Annotated in this window: 19 protein-coding genes and 3 pseudogenes; 5 read left to right on the plus strand and 17 right to left on the minus strand. The window is 56.3% G+C overall.

The genetic code is table 11. From position 1 onward, the window contains the following. Positions 1–174 precede the first annotated feature (174 nt). Complete coding sequence (locus RHM68_RS17250; protein ID WP_322217011.1) at positions 175–942, minus strand: CHAD domain-containing protein; 768 nt, start codon at positions 940–942, stop codon at positions 175–177. Between the two features lie 88 nt (positions 943–1,030). After that, positions 1,031–1,309, minus strand: a complete 279-nt coding sequence (locus tag RHM68_RS17255) for a hypothetical protein (protein ID WP_322217014.1) — start codon at positions 1,307–1,309, stop codon at positions 1,031–1,033. Positions 1,310–1,532: 223 nt separating this feature from the next. Here RHM68_RS17255 and RHM68_RS17260 point away from each other — a divergent pair, with 223 nt between their 5' ends. Continuing rightward, positions 1,533–2,570, plus strand: a complete 1,038-nt coding sequence (locus RHM68_RS17260) for a patatin-like phospholipase family protein (protein WP_322217016.1) — start codon at positions 1,533–1,535, stop codon at positions 2,568–2,570. A gap of 39 nt (positions 2,571–2,609) precedes the next feature. On the opposite strand, the gene RHM68_RS17265 is transcribed toward RHM68_RS17260, so the two are convergent. The 6 genes and pseudogenes from RHM68_RS17265 to kdpF form a co-directional block, all read right to left on the minus strand. Next, positions 2,610–3,308 carry a response regulator gene (locus RHM68_RS17265; RefSeq protein WP_322217018.1) on the minus strand — a complete coding sequence of 233 codons (699 nt, stop codon included), beginning with the start codon at positions 3,306–3,308 and terminating at the stop codon, positions 2,610–2,612. 48 nt (positions 3,309–3,356) lie between these two features. Beyond that, positions 3,357–6,008 (minus strand): sensor histidine kinase KdpD, encoded by a 2,652-nt coding sequence (locus tag RHM68_RS17270; protein ID WP_322217021.1) that lies wholly within the window; start codon positions 6,006–6,008, stop codon positions 3,357–3,359. Positions 6,009–6,135: 127 nt separating this feature from the next. Continuing rightward, positions 6,136–6,681, minus strand: a complete 546-nt coding sequence (gene kdpC / locus RHM68_RS17275; protein WP_322217024.1) for a potassium-transporting ATPase subunit KdpC — start codon at positions 6,679–6,681, stop codon at positions 6,136–6,138. Positions 6,682–6,840: 159 nt separating this feature from the next. Further along, positions 6,841–8,894 (minus strand): annotated as a pseudogene (gene kdpB / locus RHM68_RS17280) (potassium-transporting ATPase subunit KdpB). A 14-nt stretch (positions 8,895–8,908) separates the two neighbouring features. Next, positions 8,909–10,603 (minus strand): potassium-transporting ATPase subunit KdpA, encoded by a 1,695-nt coding sequence (kdpA, locus tag RHM68_RS17285; protein ID WP_322217029.1) that lies wholly within the window; start codon positions 10,601–10,603, stop codon positions 8,909–8,911. 8 nt (positions 10,604–10,611) lie between these two features. Further along, complete coding sequence (gene kdpF, locus RHM68_RS17290; RefSeq protein WP_032830911.1) at positions 10,612–10,701, minus strand: K(+)-transporting ATPase subunit F; 90 nt, start codon at positions 10,699–10,701, stop codon at positions 10,612–10,614. Between the two features lie 413 nt (positions 10,702–11,114). Here kdpF and eat point away from each other — a divergent pair, with 413 nt between their 5' ends. Together eat and RHM68_RS17300 are read left to right on the plus strand one after the other, a co-directional pair. Next, complete coding sequence (eat, locus tag RHM68_RS17295; protein ID WP_322217035.1) at positions 11,115–12,479, plus strand: ethanolamine permease; 1,365 nt, start codon at positions 11,115–11,117, stop codon at positions 12,477–12,479. A 126-nt stretch (positions 12,480–12,605) separates the two neighbouring features. Continuing rightward, positions 12,606–12,773 (plus strand): DUF2897 family protein, encoded by a 168-nt coding sequence (locus RHM68_RS17300; protein WP_322217037.1) that lies wholly within the window; start codon positions 12,606–12,608, stop codon positions 12,771–12,773. Between the two features lie 61 nt (positions 12,774–12,834). On the opposite strand, the gene RHM68_RS17305 is transcribed toward RHM68_RS17300, so the two are convergent. Then, on the minus strand, positions 12,835–13,686 hold the full coding sequence (locus RHM68_RS17305) for an urea carboxylase-associated family protein (RefSeq protein ID WP_322217039.1): 852 nt from the start codon (positions 13,684–13,686) through the stop codon (positions 12,835–12,837). A gap of 15 nt (positions 13,687–13,701) precedes the next feature. After that, entirely contained in the window at positions 13,702–14,355 is a 654-nt protein-coding gene (locus RHM68_RS17310) for a GntR family transcriptional regulator (RefSeq protein WP_322217040.1), read from the minus strand. Between the two features lie 177 nt (positions 14,356–14,532). Here RHM68_RS17310 and RHM68_RS17315 point away from each other — a divergent pair. After that, a pseudogene (locus tag RHM68_RS17315) lies at positions 14,533–15,080 on the plus strand (TetR/AcrR family transcriptional regulator). Here RHM68_RS17315 and fabF read toward each other — a convergent pair. The 7 genes and pseudogenes from fabF to tnpB all read right to left on the minus strand — a co-directional run bounded on the left by fabF (position 15,077) and on the right by tnpB (position 22,939). Then, entirely contained in the window at positions 15,077–16,351 is a 1,275-nt protein-coding gene (gene fabF / locus RHM68_RS17320) for a beta-ketoacyl-ACP synthase II (RefSeq protein ID WP_322217043.1), read from the minus strand. The pseudogene RHM68_RS17315 and the gene fabF sit on opposite strands and share 4 nt — an antisense overlap. Positions 16,352–16,383: 32 nt before the next feature. Continuing rightward, entirely contained in the window at positions 16,384–17,178 is a 795-nt protein-coding gene (locus tag RHM68_RS17325) for an SDR family oxidoreductase (protein ID WP_322217044.1), read from the minus strand. A gap of 188 nt (positions 17,179–17,366) precedes the next feature. Then, positions 17,367–17,702 carry a helix-hairpin-helix domain-containing protein gene (locus RHM68_RS17330; RefSeq protein ID WP_322217047.1) on the minus strand — a complete coding sequence of 112 codons (336 nt, stop codon included), beginning with the start codon at positions 17,700–17,702 and terminating at the stop codon, positions 17,367–17,369. 112 nt (positions 17,703–17,814) lie between these two features. After that, complete coding sequence (locus RHM68_RS17335; protein WP_322217050.1) at positions 17,815–19,809, minus strand: nucleoside-diphosphate sugar epimerase/dehydratase; 1,995 nt, start codon at positions 19,807–19,809, stop codon at positions 17,815–17,817. Between the two features lie 341 nt (positions 19,810–20,150). Beyond that, positions 20,151–21,098: a glycosyltransferase family 2 protein gene (locus RHM68_RS17340; protein WP_322217051.1), complete on the minus strand. Its 948-nt coding sequence runs from the start codon at positions 21,096–21,098 to the stop codon at positions 20,151–20,153. 1,279 nt (positions 21,099–22,377) lie between these two features. Next, a pseudogene (locus RHM68_RS17345) lies at positions 22,378–22,560 on the minus strand (IS66 family transposase); the annotation flags it as partial. Next, positions 22,532–22,939 carry an IS66 family insertion sequence element accessory protein TnpB gene (gene tnpB, locus RHM68_RS17350; RefSeq protein WP_322217053.1) on the minus strand — a complete coding sequence of 136 codons (408 nt, stop codon included), beginning with the start codon at positions 22,937–22,939 and terminating at the stop codon, positions 22,532–22,534. The gene tnpB and the pseudogene RHM68_RS17345, both read right to left, overlap by 29 nt. A gap of 402 nt (positions 22,940–23,341) precedes the next feature. On the opposite strand from tnpB, the gene RHM68_RS17355 reads away from it, so the two are divergent. After that, positions 23,342–25,708 (plus strand): hypothetical protein, encoded by a 2,367-nt coding sequence (locus tag RHM68_RS17355; protein ID WP_322217055.1) that lies wholly within the window; start codon positions 23,342–23,344, stop codon positions 25,706–25,708. Positions 25,709–25,869 lie beyond the last annotated feature (161 nt).

The following is a 25,869-nucleotide window of genomic DNA, read 5'->3' on the forward strand; positions in this document are numbered from 1 at the left end:
AAAACCTCGCGAAGTGGAAAAAGATGACAGGATCTTAACCAGCCAACGCAAGCGGCACAGCGTTCATTCCAGCCATAAGCACTGACAGATGAGCCGCGCTTACCTCGAACGCCACACACACGCCCCGGCAGGAGGGCGCGTTTGCGCGCTCCCCACAGGGGTCGTCAATGCCTTTCAGGATTTGAAGCAAGCGCTACTGAGCTTGTCGAGCACCCGGTCAGCGCGGCTTTCGGCCTTGGCCATGGTCGTTTTCCAGATCGCGACACAGGGCAACAAGTCTGCTTCCTGCTCGGCCCGGGCCAGCCATTGCCAGCAGTCGTGCCAATCACCCAGCGCAGCCTGGGCCGATTGAAGCCTGGGCAAGGCCGTTTCAGGTAAACGGTCCAGTTCGGGATAGGCTTCAATGCCGTAGCGAACACGCTTGATCAACAGGCGCAAGCGATGACGATCATGAGTCGGATCGTGCAGTGTCTGATCGAGTTTCTTCCATTGCCCGGACAGGCGTTTTTCGATGCGTGGGCGTAAGCCCTTGAGCAATCCCTGACGCTGAGATGCCCGTAGGAAACGTGGAAAGGCGTCGAGCACTCTCAGCAAATGTGCCAACTCATCACTGGCCGCCACCGCCGGATAGGCAATAGCCATCTGCGCCATACGCCGCTGCGCTGCCGCGGGCTGATGGTGCAGCAGCAGATACGCGGCCAGCACTTCGCGATCACGCAGCGGCGTGGTCAGTTGCCCGACACCGGACGCGGCCGCCTCCAATTGCTCGACACCGGGCAAGCCGCGCAGGGGACGCAAAAGACTGCGCAAACGGCGGACCGTGGTGCGCAAATCATGCAGCGCTTCAGAGTCGGTACAGGCACTCAAGCGTGCCTGACAGGACAGCAAACGGACTTCCAGGCTCAACACCTGAGCCACTAATCGGTCAATCAAGGCAGACATCGCTTGCTCCCTGAATCGAAGTTCCCACAGCAGTCATCGCAATGTTGCCAGCATCAACGCCACCGTTCATTGCGCTGCATCAAGCAGCTTAGCGCCCTGCGCGGGACTCACCAATGTAGAAGCGGGCCTTCTCGGCCTTGCTGGTGCAGCCTTCATAGGCTTCGAATTGCTGCTGGGTCTTGGCGCCGGTCAGCAACGACAAGGCTTTGGAGTAACTGACCGTACCGGCAAACCCTTCGGCTTTGGCCAGGTCCAGTTCGTGCCAGGCGCCGTCGAGCTGGCTTGCACAACTGTCTCGGTAAGCAGTTTTGCCAGCGCATCCGGCGAGCGTCAGGGCAATCAAAGGCACACAGATCCAGGCTTTCATCAATAACACCTCAACGTTAGGTCAACATTCGTGCAGGTTAAGACGACGCGACCGGTAAAAAGTGCCTTGGCCCGCCTCAGGAAACTGTAGCGCGGCCAAGGATAGCCACTCGCCGCCGCGGCGTATCGAAAAAACGCGCCTTGTCCGCGTCCGACGAGCTTAGCGATTGAAGCACGCCCCTCGATGGGTGCATTGTTGAGGCCTTGTCAGATGAGGGCGGTTCATGAAAAAGCGTGTCGCACTGGTGCTGGGCTCAGGCGGAGCCCGTGGCTATGCCCATATCGGTGTCATTGAAGAGATCGAACGGCGTGGCTACGACATTGCCTGCATCGCCGGTTGCTCAATGGGCGCGGTGGTCGGCGGGATCTACGCCGCCGGCAAACTCAACGAATACCGCGACTGGATCGAAAGCCTGGATTATCTCGACGTGTTGCGGCTGGTGGACGTCAGCTTTCGCTTGGGGGCGATTCGCGGTGAAAAAGTCTTCGGGCAGATTCGCAAAATCGTCGGCGAAATCAATATCGAAGACCTGCGTATTCCCTACACGGCGGTGGCGACCGACCTGACCAACCAACAGGAAATCTGGTTCCAGGAAGGTTGCCTGCACCAGGCAATGCGCGCCTCGGCAGCAATCCCCAGCCTGTTCACCCCGGTGATGCAGGGCAATCGCATGCTGGTGGACGGAGGTCTGCTGAACCCATTGCCCATCGTGCCGGTGGTGTCGAGCCATTGCGACCTGATCATTGCGGTTAACCTCAACTCTACCAACCAGAAGCACTATCAACTGCCCGTCATCCAACGCCCGCCGGCGTTCAGGAGCCGCTTCGACAACCTGATCAACTCCCTCGGCTCACACCTGCCGTTCCGCCGTAAGCAAGCCGAGCAACTGCTGTTGCTGGAGCAGGAAGCGCTGAAGGCCGAAGCGGCGGAAATCAACCCGTGGATCGAATCGGCCGAACCTGAAGCACAGCAACCGGCGGCGGCTCCCGAAGTCGAGGGCGCCCCGAAGTCCGCTACTGGGTCATTCATCATCGACAACGTCGGGCCGGCGTCGCTGCTGGACCTGATCAACCAGAGCTTTGAGGTGATGCAGACGTCACTCGCGCAGTACAAGATCGCCGGGTATCCGCCGGATGTATTGATCAACGTACCCAAGCGCGTGTGTCGGTTTTTCGAGTTCTACAAGGCGCCGGAGTTGATCGCCCTGGGGCGCGAGATCGCGCGCGATACGATGGACCGGTACGAGAGTGAGCAGAGCTGAAGCGTTTCGGTGAAGGCGTCCTAACCCTCAACGTCCCCCCTAAAGACTGCCTTCGTTCAACAACCGATACCCGACCCCCGCTTCGGTCACGATAAAACGCGGCTGGGTCGGATCATCCGCCAGTTTTTGGCGCAGATGGCCGACGACGATCCGCAGGTAATGGCTGTCTTCAGTATGGGTCGGCCCCCAAATATCCTTGAGCAATTGCTGCTGGGTGATGACCCGCCCTGGATGACGCGCCAGTTGCGCCAGCACTGCGTATTCCTTGCGGGTCAGCGCCACTTCAGTGCCATCAAGCGATACCCGGCGATACGCCAAGTCCACGGTCAGCGGGCCGAATGTCAGCGCTGCTTGCTGCACCTCACCGGTCGGTGCCTGGCGCAACAACGCACGAACCCTGGCGAGAAATTCCTGAATGCCAAACGGCTTGGTCACGTAGTCGTTGGCGCCACCGTCCAGGGCTTCGACTTTCTGTCCCTCGCCGGCGCGCACCGACAGCACCAGCACAGGCACCGTCGACCACTCGCGAAACTCACGCAACACTTGCTGGCCGTCCATGTCTGGCAAGCCGAGGTCGAGCACCAGCAAGTCGGGCTTGTTCAACGCCGCCTGCGCCAAGCCTTCAGTGCCGTTGCCGGCCTCCAGCACCTTGTAGCCTTGGGAGGCAAGACTGATGCGCAGGAATTTGCGGATCTGCGGTTCGTCATCAATGATCAAAATGGTTGCGGTCTGGCTCATGAATTCACATCAACACAAAGAGGTGGCGAGAGAGTAGCGCACGCGCGCTCAGGCTTCACTTTCATAGCCCGGCTGTTCCTGCAACGGCAGGTGCAAGGTGATGCAGGTGCCGTGCCCTTCGATGCCATCTGCGACGCTGATCCGCCCACCGTGAGCACCGACCATGCCCTGACAGATCGCCAGCCCCAGCCCCGTGCCCTGCCCACCCCGATCACCGCGAGCGGCGGTGTAGAACATGTCGAAAATCTTCGCCCGTTCGTCCTCCGGAATACCCGGTCCTTCATCGCTGACCGAGAAAAACAGTTCACTGTCCTCGGCTCCGGCGCGCACTTGCAAGCGGCCGTGAGGCGGGGAAAACCGCGCGGCGTTTTCGATCACGTTGACCAGCGCCTGTTCGATCAGCGCAGCATGAACGTAGAGCAGCGGCAACTCGGCCGGCACTTCGGTGCTGACCTGCAACGGCGCCAACACCGCCCGCAAACGATTGAGAGAACTGCCCACAATGTCCGCAGGCGACACCCAGTCACGCGCCAGTTTCAAGGCACCGTGTCCGAGACGCGTCATGTCCAGCAGGTTTTGAATGTAACGGTCGAGGCGCTCGGCCTCATCGCGCGTGCCTTCGAGCAGCTCACGCCGATCCTCCAGCGGGATCGCTTCACCCAGGGCCAACAGGCTGTCGATGCTGCCGCGCATGGAGGTCAGCGGCGTGCGTAAATCGTGGGATACCGAGGCCAGCAAGGCACTGCGCAACTGCTCGGTTTCGCCATGCAGACGTGCCGCCTCCAGGTCTTCGGCCAGTTGCGCCCGGGCCAGCGCCTGCGCCAGCGGCTGGCTCAACGCAGTCAATAAACGCCGACGCTGGCCGCTCAACGTCTGGCCCTCTTTGGCACACACACCGAGCAGGCCGAGCGGCCCGTCTTCGACCGACAAAGGCCACCACCACCAGCGCCCAAACGGCAGCGTACCGGTGCCGGCGCCGGCAGGCTGATCATGTTGCCAGGCCCAATCGGCGGCAGCACGTTCGGCTTCGGAAAACGACAGTGGACCACCGGTTTCGACTTTCCAGCCACCCTGCCCATCACGATTGAGCAGGCACAGCGTCAAATCGCTCCAGCCGGTGAGGTGCTGGGCGGCCGCACTGATCACGGCCTGACGGTCGGTGGCCGCGGTGAGTTTGCGCGACAAGTCGAGCAGTTCGCTGGTCTCTTGCTGGGTTTCGCGCAGCGCCTGCAACTGCCGCCGTTGCCGAGCCGCCAGGTTACCGGTCAGGGCGGCCATCAACAGGAAGAACAGCAAGGTCAGCACATCTTCTTCGCGCTGAATGGCGAAAGAAAAACTGGGCGGGATAAACAGAAAATCGTAGGTCAGAAACGACAGGGCCGCGCAGGCCAGCGACGGGCCAAGGCTGCTGCGCACCGCCACCAGCAATACGGCCGCGAGGAAGACCAGCGAGATGTTCGGCAACGGCAGCACACTCGACACGCCCCAAGACAGAGCCGTGGCGAGCACCGTGGCCACCAGCGCCAACGCGTAGTCGAACCAGACCAGCGTCAAGGCTGAGCGCTCGCGCGGCAGATGCTGCTCCTGATCACTGTCGAGAACGTTGATTTCCAACCCACGAGCATCGCGCAGCAAGCGCGAAGCCAATCCACCGCCGAACAGTCGGCGGCGCAAGCGCTGCCGCGACTGCCCTACCAGCACCAGGCTGGCGCGACGTTCGGCAGCATGCTGAATCAGGGTTTTCGCCACTTCCCCGGCCCGCAGCAACACCACTTCGCCACCGAGCCGTTCGGCCAGTTGCTGGGCGCTTTGCAGGCGCAAGCGAGATTGCTCGTCGCGCACACTGCCGTTGTCCACATGCACCAGGCTCCAAGGCAAGTGCCGACGCTGGGCGACACGGCTGGCATGACGCACCAGACGTTCGGCCTGAGCGTCGCCGTCTACCCCGACCAGCAAGCGCCCGCGCACTGCCGGTGCAGCTTGGCCGAGCTGGCGATAACCCTGGGCCAGGTCATCATCGACTTGCGCGGCAGCGGTTTGCATGGCCAGTTCGCGCAGAGCAGTCAAGTTGGTCTGGGTGAAAAACGCGTCGATGGCCGCCCGCGCCTGCTCCGGCACGTAGACCTTGCCGTCGCGCAGACGCTCCAGCAACTCACGCGGCGGCAGGTCAATCAGCAGCAATTCGTAGGCTTCTTGCAGCACCCAGTCCGGGAGGGTTTCACGCACCTGGACACCGGTGATGCCGAGCACCTGATCGTTGAGACTTTCCAGGTGCTGAACGTTGACCGTGGTGTACACGTCAATGCCCGCGGCCAGCAGTTCCTGGATGTCTTGCCAGCGTTTGGCGTGGCGACTGCCGGGGGCGTTGCTGTGGGCCAGTTCGTCCACCAACACCAGCTTCGGCTTGGCCTTGAGCAGGCCATCAAGGTCCATTTCTTCAAGCATCACGCCACGGTATTCGGAGCGCACCAACGGCTGTTGCGGCAACCCGCCGAGTAACGACTCGGTTTCGGCGCGGCCGTGGGTTTCCACCACGCCGGCAAGGACTTTCACGCCTTGGCGCAATTGGCTGTGGGCCGCTTGCAACATGGCGTAGGTCTTGCCGACACCCGGTGCCGCACCGAGGAAAATCTTGAGCCGGCCACGACCATCGCGGGGCAGGTCTGCTAACAGCGCATCGGCGCGGCCGGAGTCACTCATGCTTGAAGTTCTCTTGATCGTTCCCACGCTCCGCATGGGAATGCTGCCTGGGACGCAGGGCGCCCCCAAAACGGACGCAAAGCGTCCGGTCATTCACTCCCACGCAGAGCGTGGGAGCGATCCCTTGTTAAAGGTTTTCCAGCGCCATGTTCAGCGCCAACACGTTCACGACCGGCGGGCCTACCAGCGGCCGCTCGATGTGAGCGTTCATCAGCTGCTCAACCTTGGCCACCGGCAAATTGCGCGCCTGTGCGACACGCGCCAGTTGATAGGCAATCGCCTCCGGTGGCAAGTGCGGATCGAGGCCACTGCCGGAGGTGGTCAGCATGGCCAATGGCACTGGACCTTGACCCGGCACCAGCAGTTTATTGGCATCGTCGATCACCCGAGTGGCCAGGGCCGGGTTACTCGGCGACAGGTTGCTGGCACTGCTCGACACGGTGGCAAACGCACCCGCCGATGGACGTGGGTGGAACCAGGCATCACCGACAAAATCCTGGGCAATCAGCGACGAGCCGCGAACCTTGCCGCCAGCGTCACGCACCAGGCTGCCGTTGGCCTGGTCAGGAAACGCAACCTGAGCCACGCCGGTGACGACCAACGGGTAGGCGACGCCGGTGATCAGCGTCATCAAAACTAGCAGGCTCAGGGCCGGACGTATCATTGTGGACATTTCAAAATCCTCGAATTCAGAGATCACTAGCGCGTTCATTCAGACTTGATGCGCTGTATTCATCGCGCCAAGACCGCGCTTACAAAAGCCTCAAGGCTTCCAATGGGCACGAGCTTGCCCGCGATGGCGGTGTGGCTGGCACACCGCACCGCGCCAAGGTCAAACCAAATGCAACGCCGTCAACAGCATGTCGATCGCCTTGATACCCACGAACGGCACCAGAAGCCCGCCCACCCCGTAGATCAACAGGTTGCGCCGCAACAGCGCCGCCGCACTGGCGGCCTGCACTCGCACCCCCCGCAGAGCCAACGGAATCAGCACCACGATGATCAAGGCGTTGAACACAATCGCCGAGAGAATCGCGCTCTGTGGACTGCGCAGGTGCATGACGTTGAGCACCCCCAGTTGCGGGTAGATCGAGGCAAACAGCGCCGGCAGAATGGCGAAATATTTGGCCACGTCGTTGGCGATGGAGAAGGTTGTCAGCGCGCCGCGCGTCACCAGCAATTCCTTGCCGATCTGCACCACGTCCAACAGCTTGGTCGGATCGCTATCGAGATCGACCATGTTCGCCGCCTCGCGCGCCGCTTGGGTGCCGTCGTTCATCGCCATGCCCACGTCTGCCTGGGCCAGAGCCGGAGCATCGTTGGCACCGTCACCACACATGGCGACCAGACGACCGTCGTTCTGTTCATGACGAATGCGCGCCAGTTTTTTCTCTGGTGTCGCTTCGGCCAGCACGTCATCCACACCGGCTTCAGCAGCGATCGCCGCGGCAGTCAGCGGGTTGTCACCGGTCACCATGACAGTACGAATCCCCAGCTTGCGCAACTCGGCGAAACGCTCACGAATGCCAGGCTTGACCACATCTTTAAGGTGGATCGCGCCCAGCAGTTTGCCGTCGGCACACACCAGCAACGGCGTGCCACCGCTTTGGGCAATCTTGTCGATTTCCCGGGACAGCGACGCGGCCAGGTCGGCACGCTTCAAGCCGACGAAAGCCAGCAGCGAATCCACCGCGCCTTTGCGATACACGCGGCCCTGATAGTCAACACCGGACAGACGCGTTTCAGCGCTGAACGGCACGACCGTCAGCAGCTCGGCGCTCGGCTCGGCTTGCGGGTGCAGGCCGCGCAGGTACTCGACGATGGATTTACCTTCAGCCGTGTCATCCGCCAGGGAAGCAAACAGCGCCCCCTCGGCCAGCTCTTTACCGTTGACGCCAGGCGAGGCGTACACCGCGGTGCAACGACGATTACCGAAAGTGATGGTGCCGGTCTTGTCCAACAGCAGGACATGCACATCACCCGCTGCTTCCACCGCGCGACCGGATTTGGCGATCACATTCAAGCGCACCAGACGGTCCATGCCGGCGATACCAATGGCGGACAACAGACCGCCGATGGTGGTCGGAATCAACGTGACCAATAACGCCACCAGGAACACCAGCGGCAGGCTGCCGTTGGCGAAGTGGGCGAACGGTTGCAGGGTGACGACCACCAACAGAAAGATCAGGGTCAGGCCAATCAGCAGGATGTCGAGTGCCACTTCATTCGGGGTTTTCTGACGTTTGGCGCCTTCGACCAGAGCGATCATGCGGTCCAGGGTCGACTCCCCCGGGTTGGCAGTGATGCGCACCAGCAGCCAGTCAGAGACCAGCCGCGTGTTGCCGGTGACCGCCGAACGGTCGCCGCCAGACTCGCGAATGACCGGCGCCGACTCACCGGTAATCGCCGCTTCGTTGACCGCCGCGATACCTTCAATCACCTCGCCGTCACCGGGGATCATTTCCCCGGCTTCGACACGCACCACGTCATCCTTGCGCAGGCTGGTGGCAGGCACCACCTGGAAGGTGCCATTGGAGGTTTTGCGCCGAGCGCTCAAGCCTTCGCTGCCAGCCTTGAGGCTATCGGCGCGGGCCTTGCCGCGACCTTCAGCCAAGGCTTCGGCGAAGTTGGCGAACAACACGGTGAACCACAGCCACAACGCGATTTGCGCCGCGACATACGTCGGCACCGCCGCATCGGGGATAAAGCAGAGCACGGTGGTGAGGATGGCGGTCAGTTCGACCACCAACATCACCGGCGCACGCTGCAATTGCCGTGGGTCCAGCTTGACGAAGGCTTGCACCAGCGCTGGACGCCACAGGGCCGAGATCGCCGTTTTAGGTTGTTCCGGCGCCTTGACGACGACCGGTTTAGTTGCGGGCATATTCATCATTGACTCCTTAGAAGCCCATGCTCAGATGTTCAGCGATTGGGCCCAGCGCCAGGGTCGGCAAAAAGGTCAGGCCGCCCACCAGCAAAATGGTCACGGTCAACAAGGTCACGAACAACAGGCCGTGAGTCGGGAAGCTGTTCTGACCAATCGGCGCGGTTTTCTTCATCGCCAGACTGCCAGCCAGGGCCAGTACCGGAAGGATGTAACCGAAACGACCAATCAACATGCCCAGCCCCAGCATCAGGTTGTGGAACGAGGTGTTGGCACTCAGGCCACCGAATGCCGAGCCGTTATTCGCGGCGGCTGAGGTGTAGGCGTAAAGCAACTGGCTGAAGCCATGAGGGCCTGGGTTGCTGATGGCACCGGCAGGACCGGGCAGGCTCGCCGCAATCGCGCCAAGCACCAGCACACCGATCGGCATCACCAGCAACGTCACGACCAGTAGTTGGACTTCCTTGGCTTGCAGCTTTTTGCCGAGGTATTCCGGTGTGCGGCCGATCATCAAGCCAGCGAGGAACACTGCGATCAACACGTGCAGCAGCATGCCGTAGAGCCCGGCACCGACGCCGCCGAAGATCACTTCGCCGACCATCATGTTGACCAGCGCGACCATGCCGGTAAGCGGGTTGAGGCTGTCATGCATGGCGTTGACCGAACCGTTGGACGCCGCCGTGGTGGCCACCGACCACAAGACCGTCGCCGTCGTACCGAACCGCGCTTCCTTGCCTTCCAGCGGTGCAGTCTGTTCGACGGCCGCGTTGACGAGGGTCGGGTTGGGTTGGTATTCAGCCCACATCGATGTCGCACAACCGATCAGGAACAGCGCAAACATGCAGGCGATGATCGCGCGGCTCTGACGCAGGTCTTTGACGTAATGGCCAAAGGTAAATACCAACGCCACCGGGATCAGAATGATCGAGCCCATCTCGAACAGGTTGCTCCACGCAGTCGGGTTCTCGAACGGGTGCGCCGAGTTGACGCCGAAGAAACCGCCGCCGTTAGTGCCCAGTTGCTTGATCGCAATCTGGCTGGCGGCCGGGCCCAGCGGAATCACTTGATCGACGCCCTGCAAGGTCAGGGCATTCACGTAATGCGCGAAAGTTTGTGGCACGCCCTGCCAGACGAGGTACAACGCCAGCACCAGGCACACCGGCAGCAGGCCGTAGAGCGTGGCGCGGGTCATGTCGACCCAGAAGTTACCCAACGTTTTGGTGGACTTGCGACCGATACCACGGCACAACGCAACCAGCACAGCGAGGCCGGTGGCGGCGCTGACAAAGTTTTGCACGGTGAGGCCGACCATCTGACTCAGGTAGCTCAGGGACGCTTCACCGCTGTAGGACTGCCAGTTGGTGTTGGTCATGAAGCTGATGGCCGTGTTGAACGCCAACGTCCACTCCTGACCCGGCAGGTTTTGCGGGTTGAGCGGTAAGTGATCCTGGAACAACAGGATCGCAAACAGCAGCAAAAAGCCCGCAAGGTTGAACGCGAGCAACGCCAGGGTGTATTTCTGCCAGCTCTGCTCCTCCTGCGGATCCACGCCAGCGACTCGATAGCAGCCGCGCTCCACAGGACCCAGGATCGGTGAAAGCCACGTGCGCTGTCCCTCCATCACCTTGTAATAGAAACGCCCCAGCGCTGGCGCCGGAATCAGCACCAACGCAAAGAAGGCGAGGATCAGCCAATAGTCATAACTGTGCATAACCGCTCCTAGCTCCGATCCGCGCGCAACAGCGCAACCAACAGATAAATGAACAGCCCCACTGCGAGTAGCAGTGACACCCCGTCCAGAACGCTCATGGAAGTTCTCCGTGTTACGGCGTATTGCCGCGTGTGGAGCCATTGTCCGCAGGGTGGCTGTAAAGGAACGAGAGCGAGGGGTGAGGCGAGGCATAAAGAAAGCGTAAAGAGTGGCTTTATGCCGGCGTTACAGACAGGTTTGGCGACGCATGGCCGCACCTCCTCGCGAGCAGGCTCGCTCTCACGGGTGATCGGCACAGTGCCTCTGAAGGCATTCCAACGGTGGGGAGCCTGCTCGCGAAGGCGGCATATCAGATGAAGCCGCCCGCAACTGGCGCAGAAAAATGCGCACATCAAGCTGCGATCATCACCGATACGACAGCTTTCCGCACTTTACGACGAACAGTCACACAATGGCACGCCCACTGCACGCACCCTCCCGTGGACTTTCAAAATCGTTCAGGGAGCAACCGATGAACACACAACTCAAACCCACGCTGGGCACGCTGCACTTATGGGGGATTGCGGTCGGCCTGGTGATTTCAGGTGAGTATTTCGGCTGGAGTTACGGCTGGGGCGTCGCGGGCACCCTCGGTTTTCTGGTGACCTCATTGATGGTCGCCACGCTGTACACCTGTTTCATCTTCAGCTTCACCGAACTGACCACGGCGATTCCCCATGCCGGTGGTCCTTTTGCCTACAGCCGCCGCGCCTTTGGCGAAAAAGGTGGGTTGATCGCCGGATTGGCGACGCTGATCGAATTCGTCTTCGCCCCACCCGCCATTGCACTGGCGATTGGCGCGTACCTGAACGTGCAGTTTCCAGCGCTTGATCCAAAACAGGCGGCTGTCGGCGCCTACATTGTGTTCATGGGCCTGAACATCCTGGGAGTGAAACTGGCGGCGACCTTCGAACTGGTGGTCTGTGTGCTGGCGGTCGCCGAGTTACTGGTGTTCATGGGCGTGGTCGCACCTGCGTTCAGCTTCAGCAATTTCGCCCTTAACGGCTGGGCGGGCTCCAACGTGTTCGGTGCTTCAGCAATTTCCGGGATGTTTGCCGCGATCCCGTTTGCAATCTGGTTTTTCCTGGCCATCGAAGGCGCGGCCATGGCGGCCGAAGAAGCCAAAGATCCGAAGCGGACGATTCCTAAAGCCTATATCAGCGGCATCCTGACCCTGGTGCTGCTGGCCATGGGCGTGATGTTCTTTGCCGGTGGCGTCGGCGACTGGCGCGCCCTGGCGAACATCAACGACCCACTGCCACAAGCGATGAAAGCCGTCGTCGGCGAAAGCTCCGGCTGGTTGCATATGCTGGTGTGGATTGGCCTGTTCGGTCTGGTCGCGAGTTTCCACGGCATCATCCTCGGCTACTCGCGACAGTTCTTCGCCCTCGCCCGTGCCGGTTACTTGCCTAAATACCTGGCCAAACTGTCACGCTTCCAGACCCCGCACCGAGCAATTATCGCCGGAGGCCTGATCGGCATCGCCGCGATCTACAGCGATGGTTTGATCAACCTCGGCGGCATGACCCTGACGGCAGCGATGATCACCATGGCGGTGTTCGGCGCAATTGTGATGTACATCATGAGCATGCTCAGCCTGTTCAAACTGCGTAAAACCGAGCCGAACCTGGAACGGACTTTCCGCGCGCCGTGCTATCCGCTGGTACCAATGATTGCGCTGGTACTGGCGGTGGTGTGCCTGGTGGCGATGGCCTGGTTCAACGCGTTGATCGGGCTGATCTTCCTCGGCTTCATGGCGGTGGGTGTCGTGTACTTCACGCTGACCGCGCAATTGCGCGCCGATGCGCCGGAGGATGTGATGTTGACCGGACTCTAAATGGCTGCAGATGTTGCAGATAGATCAGGCATAGAATGGAACCACTGCGAAAATTAATCGCTCAAAGTGGTTATGCATGATCGGTTGGCGAAACCCGCCAACCGACCTGCCCTCAAGGAGAGCGCTATGCCCTGGTATGCCTGGTTGATTCTGGTGGTTGCAATTGGCTCGATCGTGGGTGGTCTGATGATGTTGCGCGACACCGCCAACAAGGTCGACATGACCGATGAGCAACGTAAACGCGTCGCCGAACGCAATGCGCAAATGGACGCCAAGGATGCCCAGGACCGCTGACCGAAAACCCCACCCTCGCCGGTGGGGTTTGTTCTGAACCTTACCAGAACACAAAAGAGCGTTACTGTTCCCAGTCTGCTTTGGCAATGTGTAAACCATGCTGGCCCTTATAGGCCGCACGTTCGGGCTGGCTCCAGCCTTCGAGCAACGAATCCTCCAGCCGATAAATTTCCACCCCCAGCGGTCGACACACGCTCAAGGGATCCTGCGCCTGCGGCCCCCACATGGCCAATGACAAATCGCCCCCCGGACACGTCGATAGCGCACACAGCAGATCAATTTCGGCGAAAAACTCCAGGTAATCGCCCTTCTGCGCCGGGCACGCCTTCATGAAGTACATGTCATCGTGGTTCAAGCCCGTGCATTGGAAAATGTTCAGCACATCATGCACGTCAAACTCCGTCAGGCCATGGGGCAACACGGCGCGGGTCAGGTTCGAGTGGCAGTGGTGATGGAAGTCCTCGCCGGTAAGCATTTTGTTCACGTAAGGATCGCAGCGCGTGCCCAACAGATCGTGTAAACGTCCGCCATGTTCATCGATGCCATAGCCGGCCAGGCTGTCATCGGTAATTGTCACCAACGGTCGCAAAAATGGCAGGTTCGACCACAAACGGTCATGCGTGCTGACATGCGCGCCCTGCAATTGTCGAGTACGCGCCGCCCACAAACGCTCACGCGGGTCATGCGCATTCCAGACGTTGAAATCCCCCACCTGCGGCCCGACCGGTGTGGTCACGCGAAATACATGCCCGGCCGGCACATGCCAGGCGCGGCCGGTGCGGATCGGCACGTCGAATTGCTCGATCAGGGTGCGCCCGTCCTTACTGTCGCGGACCCGTTCATAGAACGCCTTATCCACCTGTAAAGCCGAGCCTTTGCTGACTTGATAGGCCGCCGGATAGTCTTTGTACATGGCACGAATCCTCGATCAGTGATGGGAAGTGGGGGTCAGCATTTGCAGCAACAGTTGCTCGGAATCGTCGAGGTACAGGCTCACGGCATCCAGCGCAGACGCCTTATTACCTTCGGCGAGCAAGTCGTGGATCAAACGGTCACGGGCCAGCCACGGCGCCTGAAACCGCGATTCATCGGGGGCGCTGCAAAACACCAAGCGCAGTTGCGCGACGACGTTGGTAAAGAACTCATCGAACAAGGGGCTGCGCAGCAACCCGACGATGTGTTGATGAAAGGCCAGGCTGTGGGTGCCGACGGCGCGCCAGTCCTCACGTTCCCGGGCCAGTTCGGTGGCTTCCAGGGCTTCGAGCATTCGGTCGGACTGGTATTCACGCAGCGGCTGGCTGGCGCTGATGGCTTGCAATTCCAGGGTACGGCGCACGTTGAACAGGTCCTTTACATCTTCAACGCCCACTCGGCGCACCATCACACCTTTGTTGCGCACATAGCGGGTCAGGCCTTCCTGCCCCAAGCGGTGCAAGGCCTCACGAATGGTATTGCGCGAAGCGTTGTAGGCCGACACCAGATCGTTTTCCACCAATGCCATGCCCGGCAGCAAGCGACCGCCAATGATGTCGGCGCGCAACTCCAGGGTGATGTGATCGGCCAGGGACAGTCCGCTGCTCATGCTCATCGCCTCATGATTGTTCAACAATCGTTGACGAAGGAGTAATCACTATTCATGCCAATTGGTTAAACATACTGCGACCAAGTTGGACGCATCTGCATGCTTTTAAGAAGTAGAAGTACAGTCACCATTCAACTTTCATTGGTTAATATGGCGAGATTGTCGCGGAGAATCGAGATGCGTTACTCGCAGGACCATAAAGCCCAGACCCATCAGCGAATCATCAAGGAAGCCTCAGCACGTTTTCGCCGCGACGGAATCGGAGCGACTGGCTTGCAACCTTTAATGAAAGCGCTAGGGCTGACCCACGGCGGCTTTTACTCGCACTTCAAGTCCAAGGACGACTTGGTAGAAAAGGCCTTGCAGATGGCCGGCGACGAGCTGGACGCGCATTGCGCCACGCTGTTTGCGGAAGATCGCCCTTTGGAAGCCTTCGTTGACAGCTATTTGTCGCAGTGGCACCAGACGTCTCCGCACGAGGGCTGTCCGCTGTCGACCATGTCGTCGGAGCTTGGCCTGCGCGGACAACCGAGCCCGACCACAGACACGGTGCTCAATTCCCGACTGAAGCAAGTGCAAGATACTCTCGAAGGCGACGATGCCCTGGAGCGCAGCATTGTCATCATGTCGACGCTTTACTACTCTCACGCAGCGTCGAAAACCCCGAGCTGGCTCAGCGGATCCTCGACGCTACACGCGATCACCTCAAGCAATCCGCCGACTAACCTTGCCAGCGCTTAAACAACACACTGGCATTGACCCCTCCGAAGCCAAAGCCGTTGGACAGCGCGTATTCAATGGGCATCGAGCGCGCCTGGCCATGAACAATGTCCACCCCTTGCGCTGCCGGGTCCGGGTTTTCGAAATTGAGCGTGGCCGGGACGATCTGATCCCTCAGGGCAAGCAGCGTGAAGATGGCCTCTATCCCGCCCGCCGCACCGAGTAAATGCCCGGTGGCCGATTTGGTCGATGTCACGGCAATCTTGTTATCCGTTCCAAACAATGACTTGATGGCCGCCAACTCCCCCAGATCACCCACAGGGGTCGAGGTCGCGTGAGCATTCAGGTGTTGGACCTGCGCCGGCGAAATACCCGCTTGCGCCAATGCCAGCGCCATCGCCCGACGCGCGCCGCTGCCATCTTCGGGGCCAGCAGTCAGGTGATAGGCGTCGGCACTGGTGCCGTAGCCGACCAGTTCTGCAATCGGTTGAGCACCCCGGGCCAAGGCATGCTCAAGGGACTCGATCACCAGCAGCCCCGAGCCTTCCCCCATCACGAAGCCATCGCGGCCACTGTCGAATGGCCGCGAAGCGCGCTCCGGGGTTTCGTTATAACCGCTGGACAAAGCACGGGCGGCGGCAAAACCGGCCAGGCTGACGCGATCAATCGAAGCTTCCGCCCCGCCGCACACGGCAATATCCGCTTCACCGCAACGAATCAGCCGCGCAGCATCGCCAATCGCCTGAACCCCGGCCGCACACGCGGTGACCGGTGCACCCAATGGGCCTTTGAAACCATGCTGGATCGACACGTGACCGGCGGCGAGGTTGACCAGAAAAGACGGAATGGTGAACGGCGACAAACGTCGCGGCCCGCGAGTGTCGGTGGTCCGCACCGCATCCGCAATCGCGCCAAAACCGCCGACCCCGGAACCGATGATGGTCGCCGTGCGTTCTTGGGCATTCGCGTCCTGAGCTTGCCAACCGGCCTGCTCCACCGCCTGGCGCGCGGCTTCCATGGCGAACAGAATGAAGCGATCCATCTTTTTCTGTTCTTTGGGTGGCGTTGCCCGATCCGGGTCGAAACCGGCCTCAGGATCTTCCGCCAAAGTCTGCACGGAGCCACCAACCTTGGCCGGCAAATCGGCAACCACCTCATCCGGCAATGCGCGAATCCCGGAACGCCCCGCCAGCAGCCGCGCCCAAACCGCCTCGACACCGCTACCCAACGGCGACACCAGCCCCATCCCTGTTACAACTACTCGACGATCACTCATACCGCATTCACCTCAAACCGATTCATGGCGCCTCACTTATAGCGTGCGGCGGCTTTATCTCGGGACAAGTTCGGCGCCATCACATGACGGGCCGCAACAAAGGATTCCCACTCACCGGCCTCTGGCAAGGAAGGAATGGTGATCAGCTCACCCTGGTCCAGACCGGCCAGTGCGGCGTCGACCATTTCCCCTGCCTCCATGACCATTTCCGCCGGGATGCCACTGGCATCGATCCCGGAACGCTCCCAGATCTCAGTGCGTGTTACCCCTGGCAACACCGCTTGGACCTGGACACCGGTGCCGTTGAGTTCAGCATTCAGCGACTGGGTCAGACTCAGAACATACGCCTTGCTGGCGCTGTAGGTCGCATTGAACCGTTCAGGGAATAAGGCCACGACCGAAGCGATATTGATGATCGTCCCCCGCCCTGCCTTGGCAAAACTGGCGGCCGCGGCCGAGGCCAATCGAGTGACGGCGGTGACGTTGAGTTGAATTAAACGCTCGAGCTGATCCATATCGGCATTGGCCAGCAAACCATCGGCTGCGACACCGGCATTGTTGAGCAACAGGCTGATGCTCGAATCGCTGCGCAGGCGTTGCTCGAGTTTGATCACTTCATTTTTTTGCGTCAGATCGGCTTTCAATACTTCAACCTGAATGCCGTGCTCGGCGCGCAACTTGCTCGCGGCCGCCTCCAGTCGCTGCTCATCTCGAGCCACCAACAACAAATCAAAACCACGGGCCGCCAACCGCTCGGCGTAGACCGCTCCGATACCTGATGAGGCGCCTGTGACGAGGGCCGTACCTTGGGATTGGACTGAATTCATGACGGTGCTCCTTTGGTATTTGAGAAAGGCGAGCGCCAGAGCGCATCAGCTATTTATTATAGGCATAATCCAAATGCAATATGATAAGCGTAATTTTTCATGCGCCGACGAAAGGGAACCCATCGCTGCTGACGCCAGAATGCAAAAAGGCCGGTCAATGACCGGCCTCATGGCGTTGATCTACAAGCTTAGTTCACTTGAAGCTTTTCACGATTACGGTCCAGAATCGCCTTGCCGATCCCTTTCACTTCCAGCAACTCGTCCACGGACGCAAACGGCCCATTTGTCTCACGATACGCAACAATCGCCTTGGCCTTGGCTTCACCGACACCGGCCAGTTCGCGTTGCAGGGTCTGGGCATCCGCATCGTTCAAGTCGATTTTTTCACCCTGCGCCTTCGCGGCAACGTTCTGCACCAGCGGGGCTTTTACCGCATCAGCCGTGGACGCGGGTGCAGCGATAGCAGCAATAGAGGCGCTGGTGAGCAGGGCGAAAACCAGAGAATAGAAATAGCCAGTACGCATAAATGAAGCTCCATGACATCAATTGAGAAAGCAGCTTTTCCGAAGCTGCTCTCCAAACTTAGGCGATGTGGTGGAGCTGTCAAAAGTGTGTCTGTTACGGGATGTGAAATAATCAGGGTTCGAGGCGACGTTCCTGGTAGATCCAGTCGACGATTTCGCCGTCGGGGGAATAGCCACTGACGGTTTCGCGCAGGAGTTGGCGGACTCGGGAGTAATCGTCTTGATCAACGGCACTCAATAACTCGGTCAAGCGCTCCTTGAGAACCTCCCAAGGTAAATGGTCTTCATTGGCGCACATGATCATCGGATGTTGAGTCGCCGAAACGTTGTCGCCAATCAGCAACTCTTCATAAAGTTTCTCGCCTGGCCGCAAGCCAGTGAATTCGATCGAGATATCCCCCTGAGGATTCTTCTCAGAACGAATGCTCAAGCCGGAAAGGTGGATCATCTTCTCAGCCAGCTCGACAATCTTCACCGGCTCGCCCATATCTAGCACGAACACATCCCCTCCTTGGCCCATCGAGCCGGCCTGGATCACTAACTGCGCGGCTTCGGGAATGGTCATAAAATAACGAGTGATTTTGGGATGGGTAACGGTCAACGGACCGCCAGTTTTGATTTGACGATGAAAAAGCGGGATGACGGAACCCGAAGAGCCCAACACATTGCCGAAGCGAACCATAGTAAAACGGGTTTTGTTTACACGAGACACGTTAGCCTTGTCGCCGAACAAGACAGGAGCAATCTCGCGGCTAAGCGCCTGAAGGCTCAACTCGGCGAGACGCTTGGTGCTGCCCATCACATTAGTGGGACGGACAGCCTTGTCAGTGGAAATCAGCACAAAGTTGGAAACACCCGACTGCAACGCCGCCTGAGCAGTGTTAAGCGTTCCGATGACATTGTTCAGAACGCCTTCGGCAATGTTGTGCTCGACCATTGGGACGTGCTTGTAAGCCGCAGCGTGGTAGACGGTATCTACGCGCCAGGCTTTCATCACGTCGAGGAGTTTTTCCTGATGGCGGATTGAGCCCAGGATGGGGAGCAGCTTGACCGGCATCGACTCGCGACAGCCTCGTTGCTCCAACTCGGAGAGAATGCTGTAGAGATTGAACTCACTGTGCTCGAACAGCAAAAGAGTGGACGCGCCAAGTGAGAATATCTGACGGCAAAGCTCTGAACCGATCGACCCGCCAGCCCCCGTCACCATCACTGTCTTGCCCTTGATACAGCGCTCAAGCAAGTCCGGTTGTGCAGGCACCGAGTCGCGACCCAGCAAATCGGCAATGTCCACCTCCTGGATATCTTCGACTTTTACGCGGCCGCTGGCCAGGTCGGTGAAGTTCGGAACGCTTCTTATGTGAAGCGGGAAACGTTCCAAAATAGTTAGAATCTCGCGACGTCGTGCGCGGGTAGATGACGGCAGAGCCAGGAGGATTTCCTGCGCGCCTGTTTCATCGATCATCTGCTGCATGTGTTTGGGTTTGTAGACCTGCAGGCCTGCGATCGAACGATCTGCAATGCTTGGATCATCATCTATAAATGCCACGGGACGCATCACTCGCCCCATACGAAGTGCCGCTACAAGCTGGTTGCCGGCCACCCCTGCACCGTAAATGGCGACCTTGGTAAGGCCATCATCTCGGTTAGTGAACGGTACATGTTGGGAGGCATTGAACCAGTCGCCCATGAAGTATTGACGCATGCACAAGCGCAGGCCGCCGATGATGACGAGGCTAAGCCACCAGTAGTTAAAGACAATAGAACGCGGTACCACCGACTCATGATTGCTATACCAGTAGACGACGAGCGCCAGAATCAGCGATGAGAGGGTGACGGCCTTAATGATGGCGACAAGAGCGTCGTTGCCGAAGTAACGCATCACAGCGCGATACATACCGAATCGGATGAAAAGAGGAATCGCTATCAAGGGTGCGAATAGGAACAACCAGAGGTGCACCTTGAAAGGGTTGAACATCTCATCAACACCCAATCGAACGACAAAGGCCATCCACAGCGCTGCCCATACCAAGACGACGTCTGTGACGACCTGCAACAATCTCTTCTGTCGGCGGGGTAGCGCCAACAAAAACGACTTTATCCTGTCCATATTGCTATCCGGCACCTAAGAGAGCTCCATTCAAAGGACTGCGAAATTCCAAAGGATTCTATAGCCGAACCTCGTCACTATAAAGATCAATAATATTAATAGACGTTCGAGTTGGCTCTGGGCACATCGTTCCGACGGACAGACAGTTGGTCGCCCCGCCCCACCAAGCAGATCCACACATTCGTGCCTCATCCACTGCAGCAGGCGATAGAATCTCTCTTTCCATGCCACGCGCCCGACCATCAGAACCTGCTCTGCTGCAGTCGGAGTGTCGCTGCCAGATACTCCGCTCATCGTGCAGCAACACCTTCATGGTGTTAGACGCGGTGGTTGGCAATTTATCATTTGATTTTACCCGTCACTCCAATCATTCCGTCCCGCAGGCCTCGCCACATCATCTTCAAGCAAACACTTCGCGACGAAGAGAAGATCCCAAAAAACAAAAAAACGCTAAGGCATCGGTTTATGTCAGCCAGTTTCCAACCCAACGGCATGTAAGATCTACGCTGGAGCAAAATGCTGTTTCTAAACATATAGTAATAGCGAAACGGGGAATGATAAGGAACAGTCCGCCAACGTAAGAACCAGACTCTTACTCTCCGATCTCCAAGCGTGTGGAGCATTACTGCGTTACATACTCCAAAAAGCCTATAGCCTTTTGACTTGGCACGAAAGCACCATTCTGTATCGACATGATCTATAAACAAGCTGGAATCCATTTTACCCACATCCTCAATAACGGACATGGGAATTAACGACCCAGAAGAGATAAGAAAGTCTGCCTCGACTAAGCCTGCCCCTTCGACACAAGCCGTCCGCTTAAAACCAAAAATACCGAGGCGCACAAAGCTCGACAATGCCCCACCTTGAGTATCTTTATAGGAGGGTGCAACCGCAGCCAAACGCACCCCCGTAAGCTGTAACTCAACTGCAGAGGTGTGAAGCCTTTCAATCATATTTGACTCAGGGCAACTATCCTGATCAAAAAATGCAACATAGGAGGCGCCAGCGTTTCGAGCATAATCGATACCAACGTTTTGGGCGTAACCGATTCCCAAATTTTCGCCAAGACTTAAAACAGCAACATTATTGATAAGCCTCTGCGACACCACAAAACTTTCTAAAGATTCAGGAGAGCCGTTATCGACGACAACAATCTCCGCGACCTGCCCCGTCAATGAGGCAAGCAGAACCTTTAAATTCTCCAGATCTGGATGGTAGGTTACTACTACAGCACAGATCGATAAAACTTGACTATTCATATAAACCCAACTAAACGCGCCATTCATTAGTGCTTCTCGGCGCTTTGCAAAGCAAAACAGTTTGCAAATCGATGTAAAGCCTTACATAAACATCTCAACGCCGCAGACGATACAGACAATACAGTTTTGTTACCACCCGATGCACGGACTATCGCAAAACGATTTCGAAAATTCTTGAGAGGACCCACGCCAGTGGTCCCGAGGTTACCGTATGGCCTGTCAGGCACTGTTAGTGTAGAACTGCCAGCCGATCTCGTCTAGATGAGCGCTCGCCACCTTGAAGCCGCTGGGTTTAGGTGTGGTGATAAACGTTTGGGGCCGCTGCAATCTGGCGTCGTCGCGCAAGCCAGAGGCTCAAACTAAAGCGAGCGAGGATGTCGCGGTTTTTATCGGAACTGGCGTTATTTTCATCTAGGAAAAAACCACCCAACGGCGGTTAGATAGTTCTCGGGGCGATTGCTTACTAATTGGTTGGCAGATCTGATGCGGGCGAAAACGATGCTAAGCCCAAATTGAGTGACCGACTCTCAACATATCGGTAAGTTAACATCACAACTGGAGTTCTCACGAAGGTCAACGAGTATGCCACGAAAAGCGAAACCAGCGACGACATCCGAACTCCGACATTCAGAAATAGATTGCTGATCGCATACAAAATAACGAAATTAGTCAAGTAGAAATTATAGAAAATGTGTCTCCCCCTAAACAGAGAAACTCTGTTATCGAGCAACACCAAAAATCGCGATAGAGTGCCATCATTGATAGCCAGAATCAAACTTGATTCTGCAAGTACTATCACTCTACCGGAAAAATGAGCTATCTGATGAGAGAAAGAAATCAGCGCGACAATTAATAATCACCTATCACCAATAATATTTCCCCCAAGCGCAACGACTTCGTGTAGTCGGAGGTTTAGAATCGCGGTACCGACCACAAACACGTAGAAGTAATGAAAAGCGATGTAATTTTATGGAGGTAGAGGGCAATTTAAACATCGAGTGTGATAACGTCGGCGTCCCGAATTGATCTTTCCAAGATTGATCTATCTGCCCTATGGAAAGCCATATCATTGAGCGACAAACCGCAGACTTCGGTAACTCCTTGAAGATCTTCCTATCGGCTAAGGAAGCGTGAAGCCACCATGCCCGTTACACTCATCTTTAGCATCCCCGAAAGAATCCCTATGTTAGCAGAAGGCCTAACTGGTTGGACCTAGTATTAATGGAAGCATCGGTGCATCAGTGCATTTACTACGCTAACAATAATTGCCGATGGCGCCGGACTGTACAGAATTCGGAATGACCACGTCATTGAAAAGGGCTAGTTGCGGCGTGGATGGATCGATTGTTTGTTCGGACTTGCGCCCGAACAAGCGCTGGCGCAGTAGCGCATTTTCTTCCTCGAGGAAACCGACCCGCGACTGCATCTTCGCAAGCATTTGCTTGAGCAGTTGGGGGTCGTCAGGAAGTTTTTCGGGCACGGAATCCATGCCCTGGATCATAGCGAATCAAGCCACAAATCGCGGCGCCAAAACCTGATGAGGACGGTTTCGCCAGAGGTCGAAACCGTCGAGCATCCAGTTGAACTCCTGAACAGTGAGGACAAATCGCCTCGTCGCCAGCATCGGGTGATGTTTTAAATCGCTCGGACTCCAGACGTTTGAGCCAAAGGCAGAAGCCGTTACGCTCCCAATACAAAATCTTCACGCGGTTGCGCGGCTTGTTGAGGAAGACGAAGAGCACGGGGTCAAACACGGCGACCTTAATGCACAGCTCGACCAACGCAGCAAGCCCATCGATGGATTTTCGGAAGTCGACTGGCTTTGGATACAGATAGACTTTTTCGACTTTTGCATCGGGTCGCATCATGGCGAACGGGCTCCTAAGAGAATCGGGAGCACAGCATCCGACATCAGCGAAGCGCTTTGAATGTGGGGCATGGAGCGCTTACAGTTGATCTGGCAGATCAGCATTCTGGAAAGCGAGCGTTCCCTACCATTGTCCACAATCAGCAGGTCGCCGCTGAATACTCCGGCACGCTGGATGCGCTGCCTTCGCATTTCATCATCTATATGCCAGGTGAGTGAAGGCTCCGCAGAGGGCCGAGGGATATTACGAAGCGACCGGAGCCAACCGCAATGGCCAAACACTGGATAAATGAACAGCATCAAAACTGCTATCCATCTATTCAAGTGATTGCCGACGAGTAGACCGTATCGATAAACTGCGCCGGCGGACTAACACTAAAAACTCAAAAAATTTGGCGGTGGCATGAGATCGGAAATCGGCAGCACCCAAAGACAAATAGGAAAACTTTTAGGCGAGAACTTCTACACCTACCTAGCAAAACTGGCATTGCTGTTGATTCTTTTACTAACAATAGTTCCATTCTACCCGTTGTTCCCTCAGGGTTCACTTGATGATTCATGGATTTACGGACTGAATCAAGCTGTTGCCCAAGGATTGGAGTTCGGAAAAGATATAATATTCACCTTCGGCCCCTACGCCTCAATTTACACAAGAAGCTTTCATCCAGATACGAACCTAATTATGATGCTCGGCAGTACCTATATCGCCATATCTCTATGGTTATCAGCATTATTGCTAACTAATAAAAAAAAATTAATTGTAACCATAGCTTTTATTTTAACTTATTTTTATGTTGCCCGATCCGCCGAAGCAATATTGTTTTCATACACGCTGATCGCTGCGCTCAATGTGCTAGTGATTTCTGAAAAATACGAAAACAGCAAAGCCCCAGTTTGGATATATGTAATATTTTTACTTTTTGGGCCGATTGGCCTTTTGCCGTTAATAAAGGGTTCATTATTAATCCTGTGCACGGGATTTACATTATTTTGTTTTATATTCCTCCTCTCTAGAAGACAATACGGACTAGCACTCCCATTGCTATTTTCCCCCATAATTTCATCCGTAGCGTTGTGGATAATTTCTGGGCAGCCAATCCCTGGGATGGTTTTATACTTCAAAACAATGATGCAAATGTCAGCAGGTTATACAGAGGCAATGGCCACAAATGGAAATACATCTGAAATACTTGCTTTCTTAATAGGTGCCGGCACACTTATCATTCTAGTCATTCGAGAACACAACCCACTAACAGCAAAAGGGTTGCTTTTGCTTCTGACGCTTAGCCTATTTTTATTTATTTCATTTAAGTCCGGCTTTGTCAGACATGATGGACACGCTATATTGCCGACTGTCACACTTGTTATATCGTCGGTGTTTTATTTGGCTATTGCAGATAGAAGAACGGTAGCAATCGCAGTTTCGATACTTTCTTTTTCTGTTTGGGGATATGTGTACGGGAACTACGTTCGGCAATCACCTACTACGCTAACCAACAACATACTTTACGATTACAAAAGAACCATAATTGGTTTGAAACATCAACTTTTTGAGAAGCAATGGCTTCTACAAAACTATGCAATTAACGCCGAAAAAGTCAACAAACGATATAGTCTATTGACCCTTAATGGAACGACAGACATCTATTCATTCGGACAGTCTTACCTGATCGCCTCCGGTAACAAGTGGAATCCGCGACCAGTATTTCAAAGTTATGCGGCCTACACGTCACAACTTGCTCATGCGAACCAAAAACACCTGACAGGCGAGAATCCTCCAGATAATATTATTTTTAAATTAGAACCAATCGATGGAAGACTCCCTTCATTAGAAGATGGAGCAAGCTGGGCTACAATCATTAACAACTATGTGCCAAGTCGCCTTGACGAAGACTTTCTATACCTTAAAAAACAACAAGGGAATGATACTGTTGGTGATGTATCAGTTTTGAGTAGTGTCACTTTCAATCTAGGTCAGCGGGTCGATCTTCCAGATACTGATAAGCCAATTTTTGTCGAGATCAATGTTGAAAGAAGCTTAGCTGGCAAGCTAGCGAACCTACTATACAAAACATCTATTCTCGAGATCGAACTGACGTTAAATAATGGTGAGAGTCGACGATTCCGCACTGTTTCAGAGATGATGAAATCTGGGTTCGTCTTATCCCCGCTTATAGAGACAAATTCAGAATTCTCCATGCTGTACGGAAACACTTCAACTTTATCAGGAAAACAAGTAAAATCTTTCTCAGTCATCACTACGGAAAAAGGCCAGTTTTTTTGGAAAAATGAAGTGTCGGCAACCTTTACGAAAATAAATACACACCAGACTAACAAGAAATTAAACATAGTCCCCCTAGATAAAATCTATAAAAACACTTCGAGCGAGATAGCATCCGCCACGGAATGTCATGGCGGAATCGACAAGATTGGCGTACCAGAAATTTCAAATAACACCAGCGCCTCCAAGACAATAACTGTAATGGGATGGCTATCTCAATCGGTGGCAAAAGAAACAAATCCGAATAGTGCTGTTATGGTTTTGACGAAGAATGATAAAAGTATAGCGCTCATTGAGACGCACAAATCCTATCGTGCAGACGTCGGAGCTTACTTTAAAGATGAATCTCTGAGTTACGCGGGATTTTTATCTACATTTGACGCAAAAGACTTCGAAGGAGACTACCGGATAGGGATGGCATTGAATCAGAATGGTGAGCTCAAGCTGTGCCCTCAGACTTGGCTACCCATGATTGTTCCTAAAACCTAGTCTTTCTTCTTATCTGTCATTTCGCGCACGATGCTCTGGCAAGTGGCCAGAGCTATCGTTTCTCGATTACCGGTGTCGGTCATTCCGGTGACAAGCTGAAGGTGCAGAGGAAAGTCGCGGTCTTGTGGCGCCATAAACCACGCCGTCGATTCAGGCTAAGG

It is taken from the genome of Pseudomonas sp. DC1.2 (genome assembly GCF_034351645.1).
GTDB lineage: Bacteria > Pseudomonadota > Gammaproteobacteria > Pseudomonadales > Pseudomonadaceae > Aquipseudomonas.

Bases quoted from the DNA above. Each gene is read 5' to 3' on its own strand.
- RHM68_RS17325 (WP_322217044.1), bottom strand. From the start codon at position 17,178: ATGAATTCAGTCCAATCCCAAGGTACGGCCCTCGTCACAGGCGCCTCA.
- fabF (WP_322217043.1), bottom strand. From the start codon at position 16,351: ATGAGTGATCGTCGAGTAGTTGTAACAGGGATGGGGCTGGTGTCGCCG.
- eat (WP_322217035.1), top strand. From the start codon at position 11,115: ATGAACACACAACTCAAACCCACGCTGGGCACGCTGCACTTATGGGGG.
- RHM68_RS17255 (WP_322217014.1), bottom strand. From the start codon at position 1,309: ATGAAAGCCTGGATCTGTGTGCCTTTGATTGCCCTGACGCTCGCCGGA.
- kdpC (WP_322217024.1), bottom strand. From the start codon at position 6,681: ATGTCCACAATGATACGTCCGGCCCTGAGCCTGCTAGTTTTGATGACG.
- RHM68_RS17335 (WP_322217050.1), bottom strand. From the start codon at position 19,809: ATGGACAGGATAAAGTCGTTTTTGTTGGCGCTACCCCGCCGACAGAAG.
- RHM68_RS17250 (WP_322217011.1), bottom strand. From the start codon at position 942: ATGTCTGCCTTGATTGACCGATTAGTGGCTCAGGTGTTGAGCCTGGAA.
- RHM68_RS17260 (WP_322217016.1), top strand. From the start codon at position 1,533: ATGAAAAAGCGTGTCGCACTGGTGCTGGGCTCAGGCGGAGCCCGTGGC.
- kdpA (WP_322217029.1), bottom strand. From the start codon at position 10,603: ATGCACAGTTATGACTATTGGCTGATCCTCGCCTTCTTTGCGTTGGTG.
- RHM68_RS17305 (WP_322217039.1), bottom strand. From the start codon at position 13,686: ATGTACAAAGACTATCCGGCGGCCTATCAAGTCAGCAAAGGCTCGGCT.
- RHM68_RS17310 (WP_322217040.1), bottom strand. From the start codon at position 14,355: ATGAGCAGCGGACTGTCCCTGGCCGATCACATCACCCTGGAGTTGCGC.
- RHM68_RS17340 (WP_322217051.1), bottom strand. From the start codon at position 21,098: ATGAATGGCGCGTTTAGTTGGGTTTATATGAATAGTCAAGTTTTATCG.
- RHM68_RS17270 (WP_322217021.1), bottom strand. From the start codon at position 6,008: ATGAGTGACTCCGGCCGCGCCGATGCGCTGTTAGCAGACCTGCCCCGC.
- RHM68_RS17330 (WP_322217047.1), bottom strand. From the start codon at position 17,702: ATGCGTACTGGCTATTTCTATTCTCTGGTTTTCGCCCTGCTCACCAGC.
- RHM68_RS17355 (WP_322217055.1), top strand. From the start codon at position 23,342: ATGAGATCGGAAATCGGCAGCACCCAAAGACAAATAGGAAAACTTTTA.
- RHM68_RS17300 (WP_322217037.1), top strand. From the start codon at position 12,606: ATGCCCTGGTATGCCTGGTTGATTCTGGTGGTTGCAATTGGCTCGATC.
- kdpF (WP_032830911.1), bottom strand. From the start codon at position 10,701: ATGAGCGTTCTGGACGGGGTGTCACTGCTACTCGCAGTGGGGCTGTTC.
- tnpB (WP_322217053.1), bottom strand. From the start codon at position 22,939: ATGATGCGACCCGATGCAAAAGTCGAAAAAGTCTATCTGTATCCAAAG.
- RHM68_RS17265 (WP_322217018.1), bottom strand. From the start codon at position 3,308: ATGAGCCAGACCGCAACCATTTTGATCATTGATGACGAACCGCAGATC.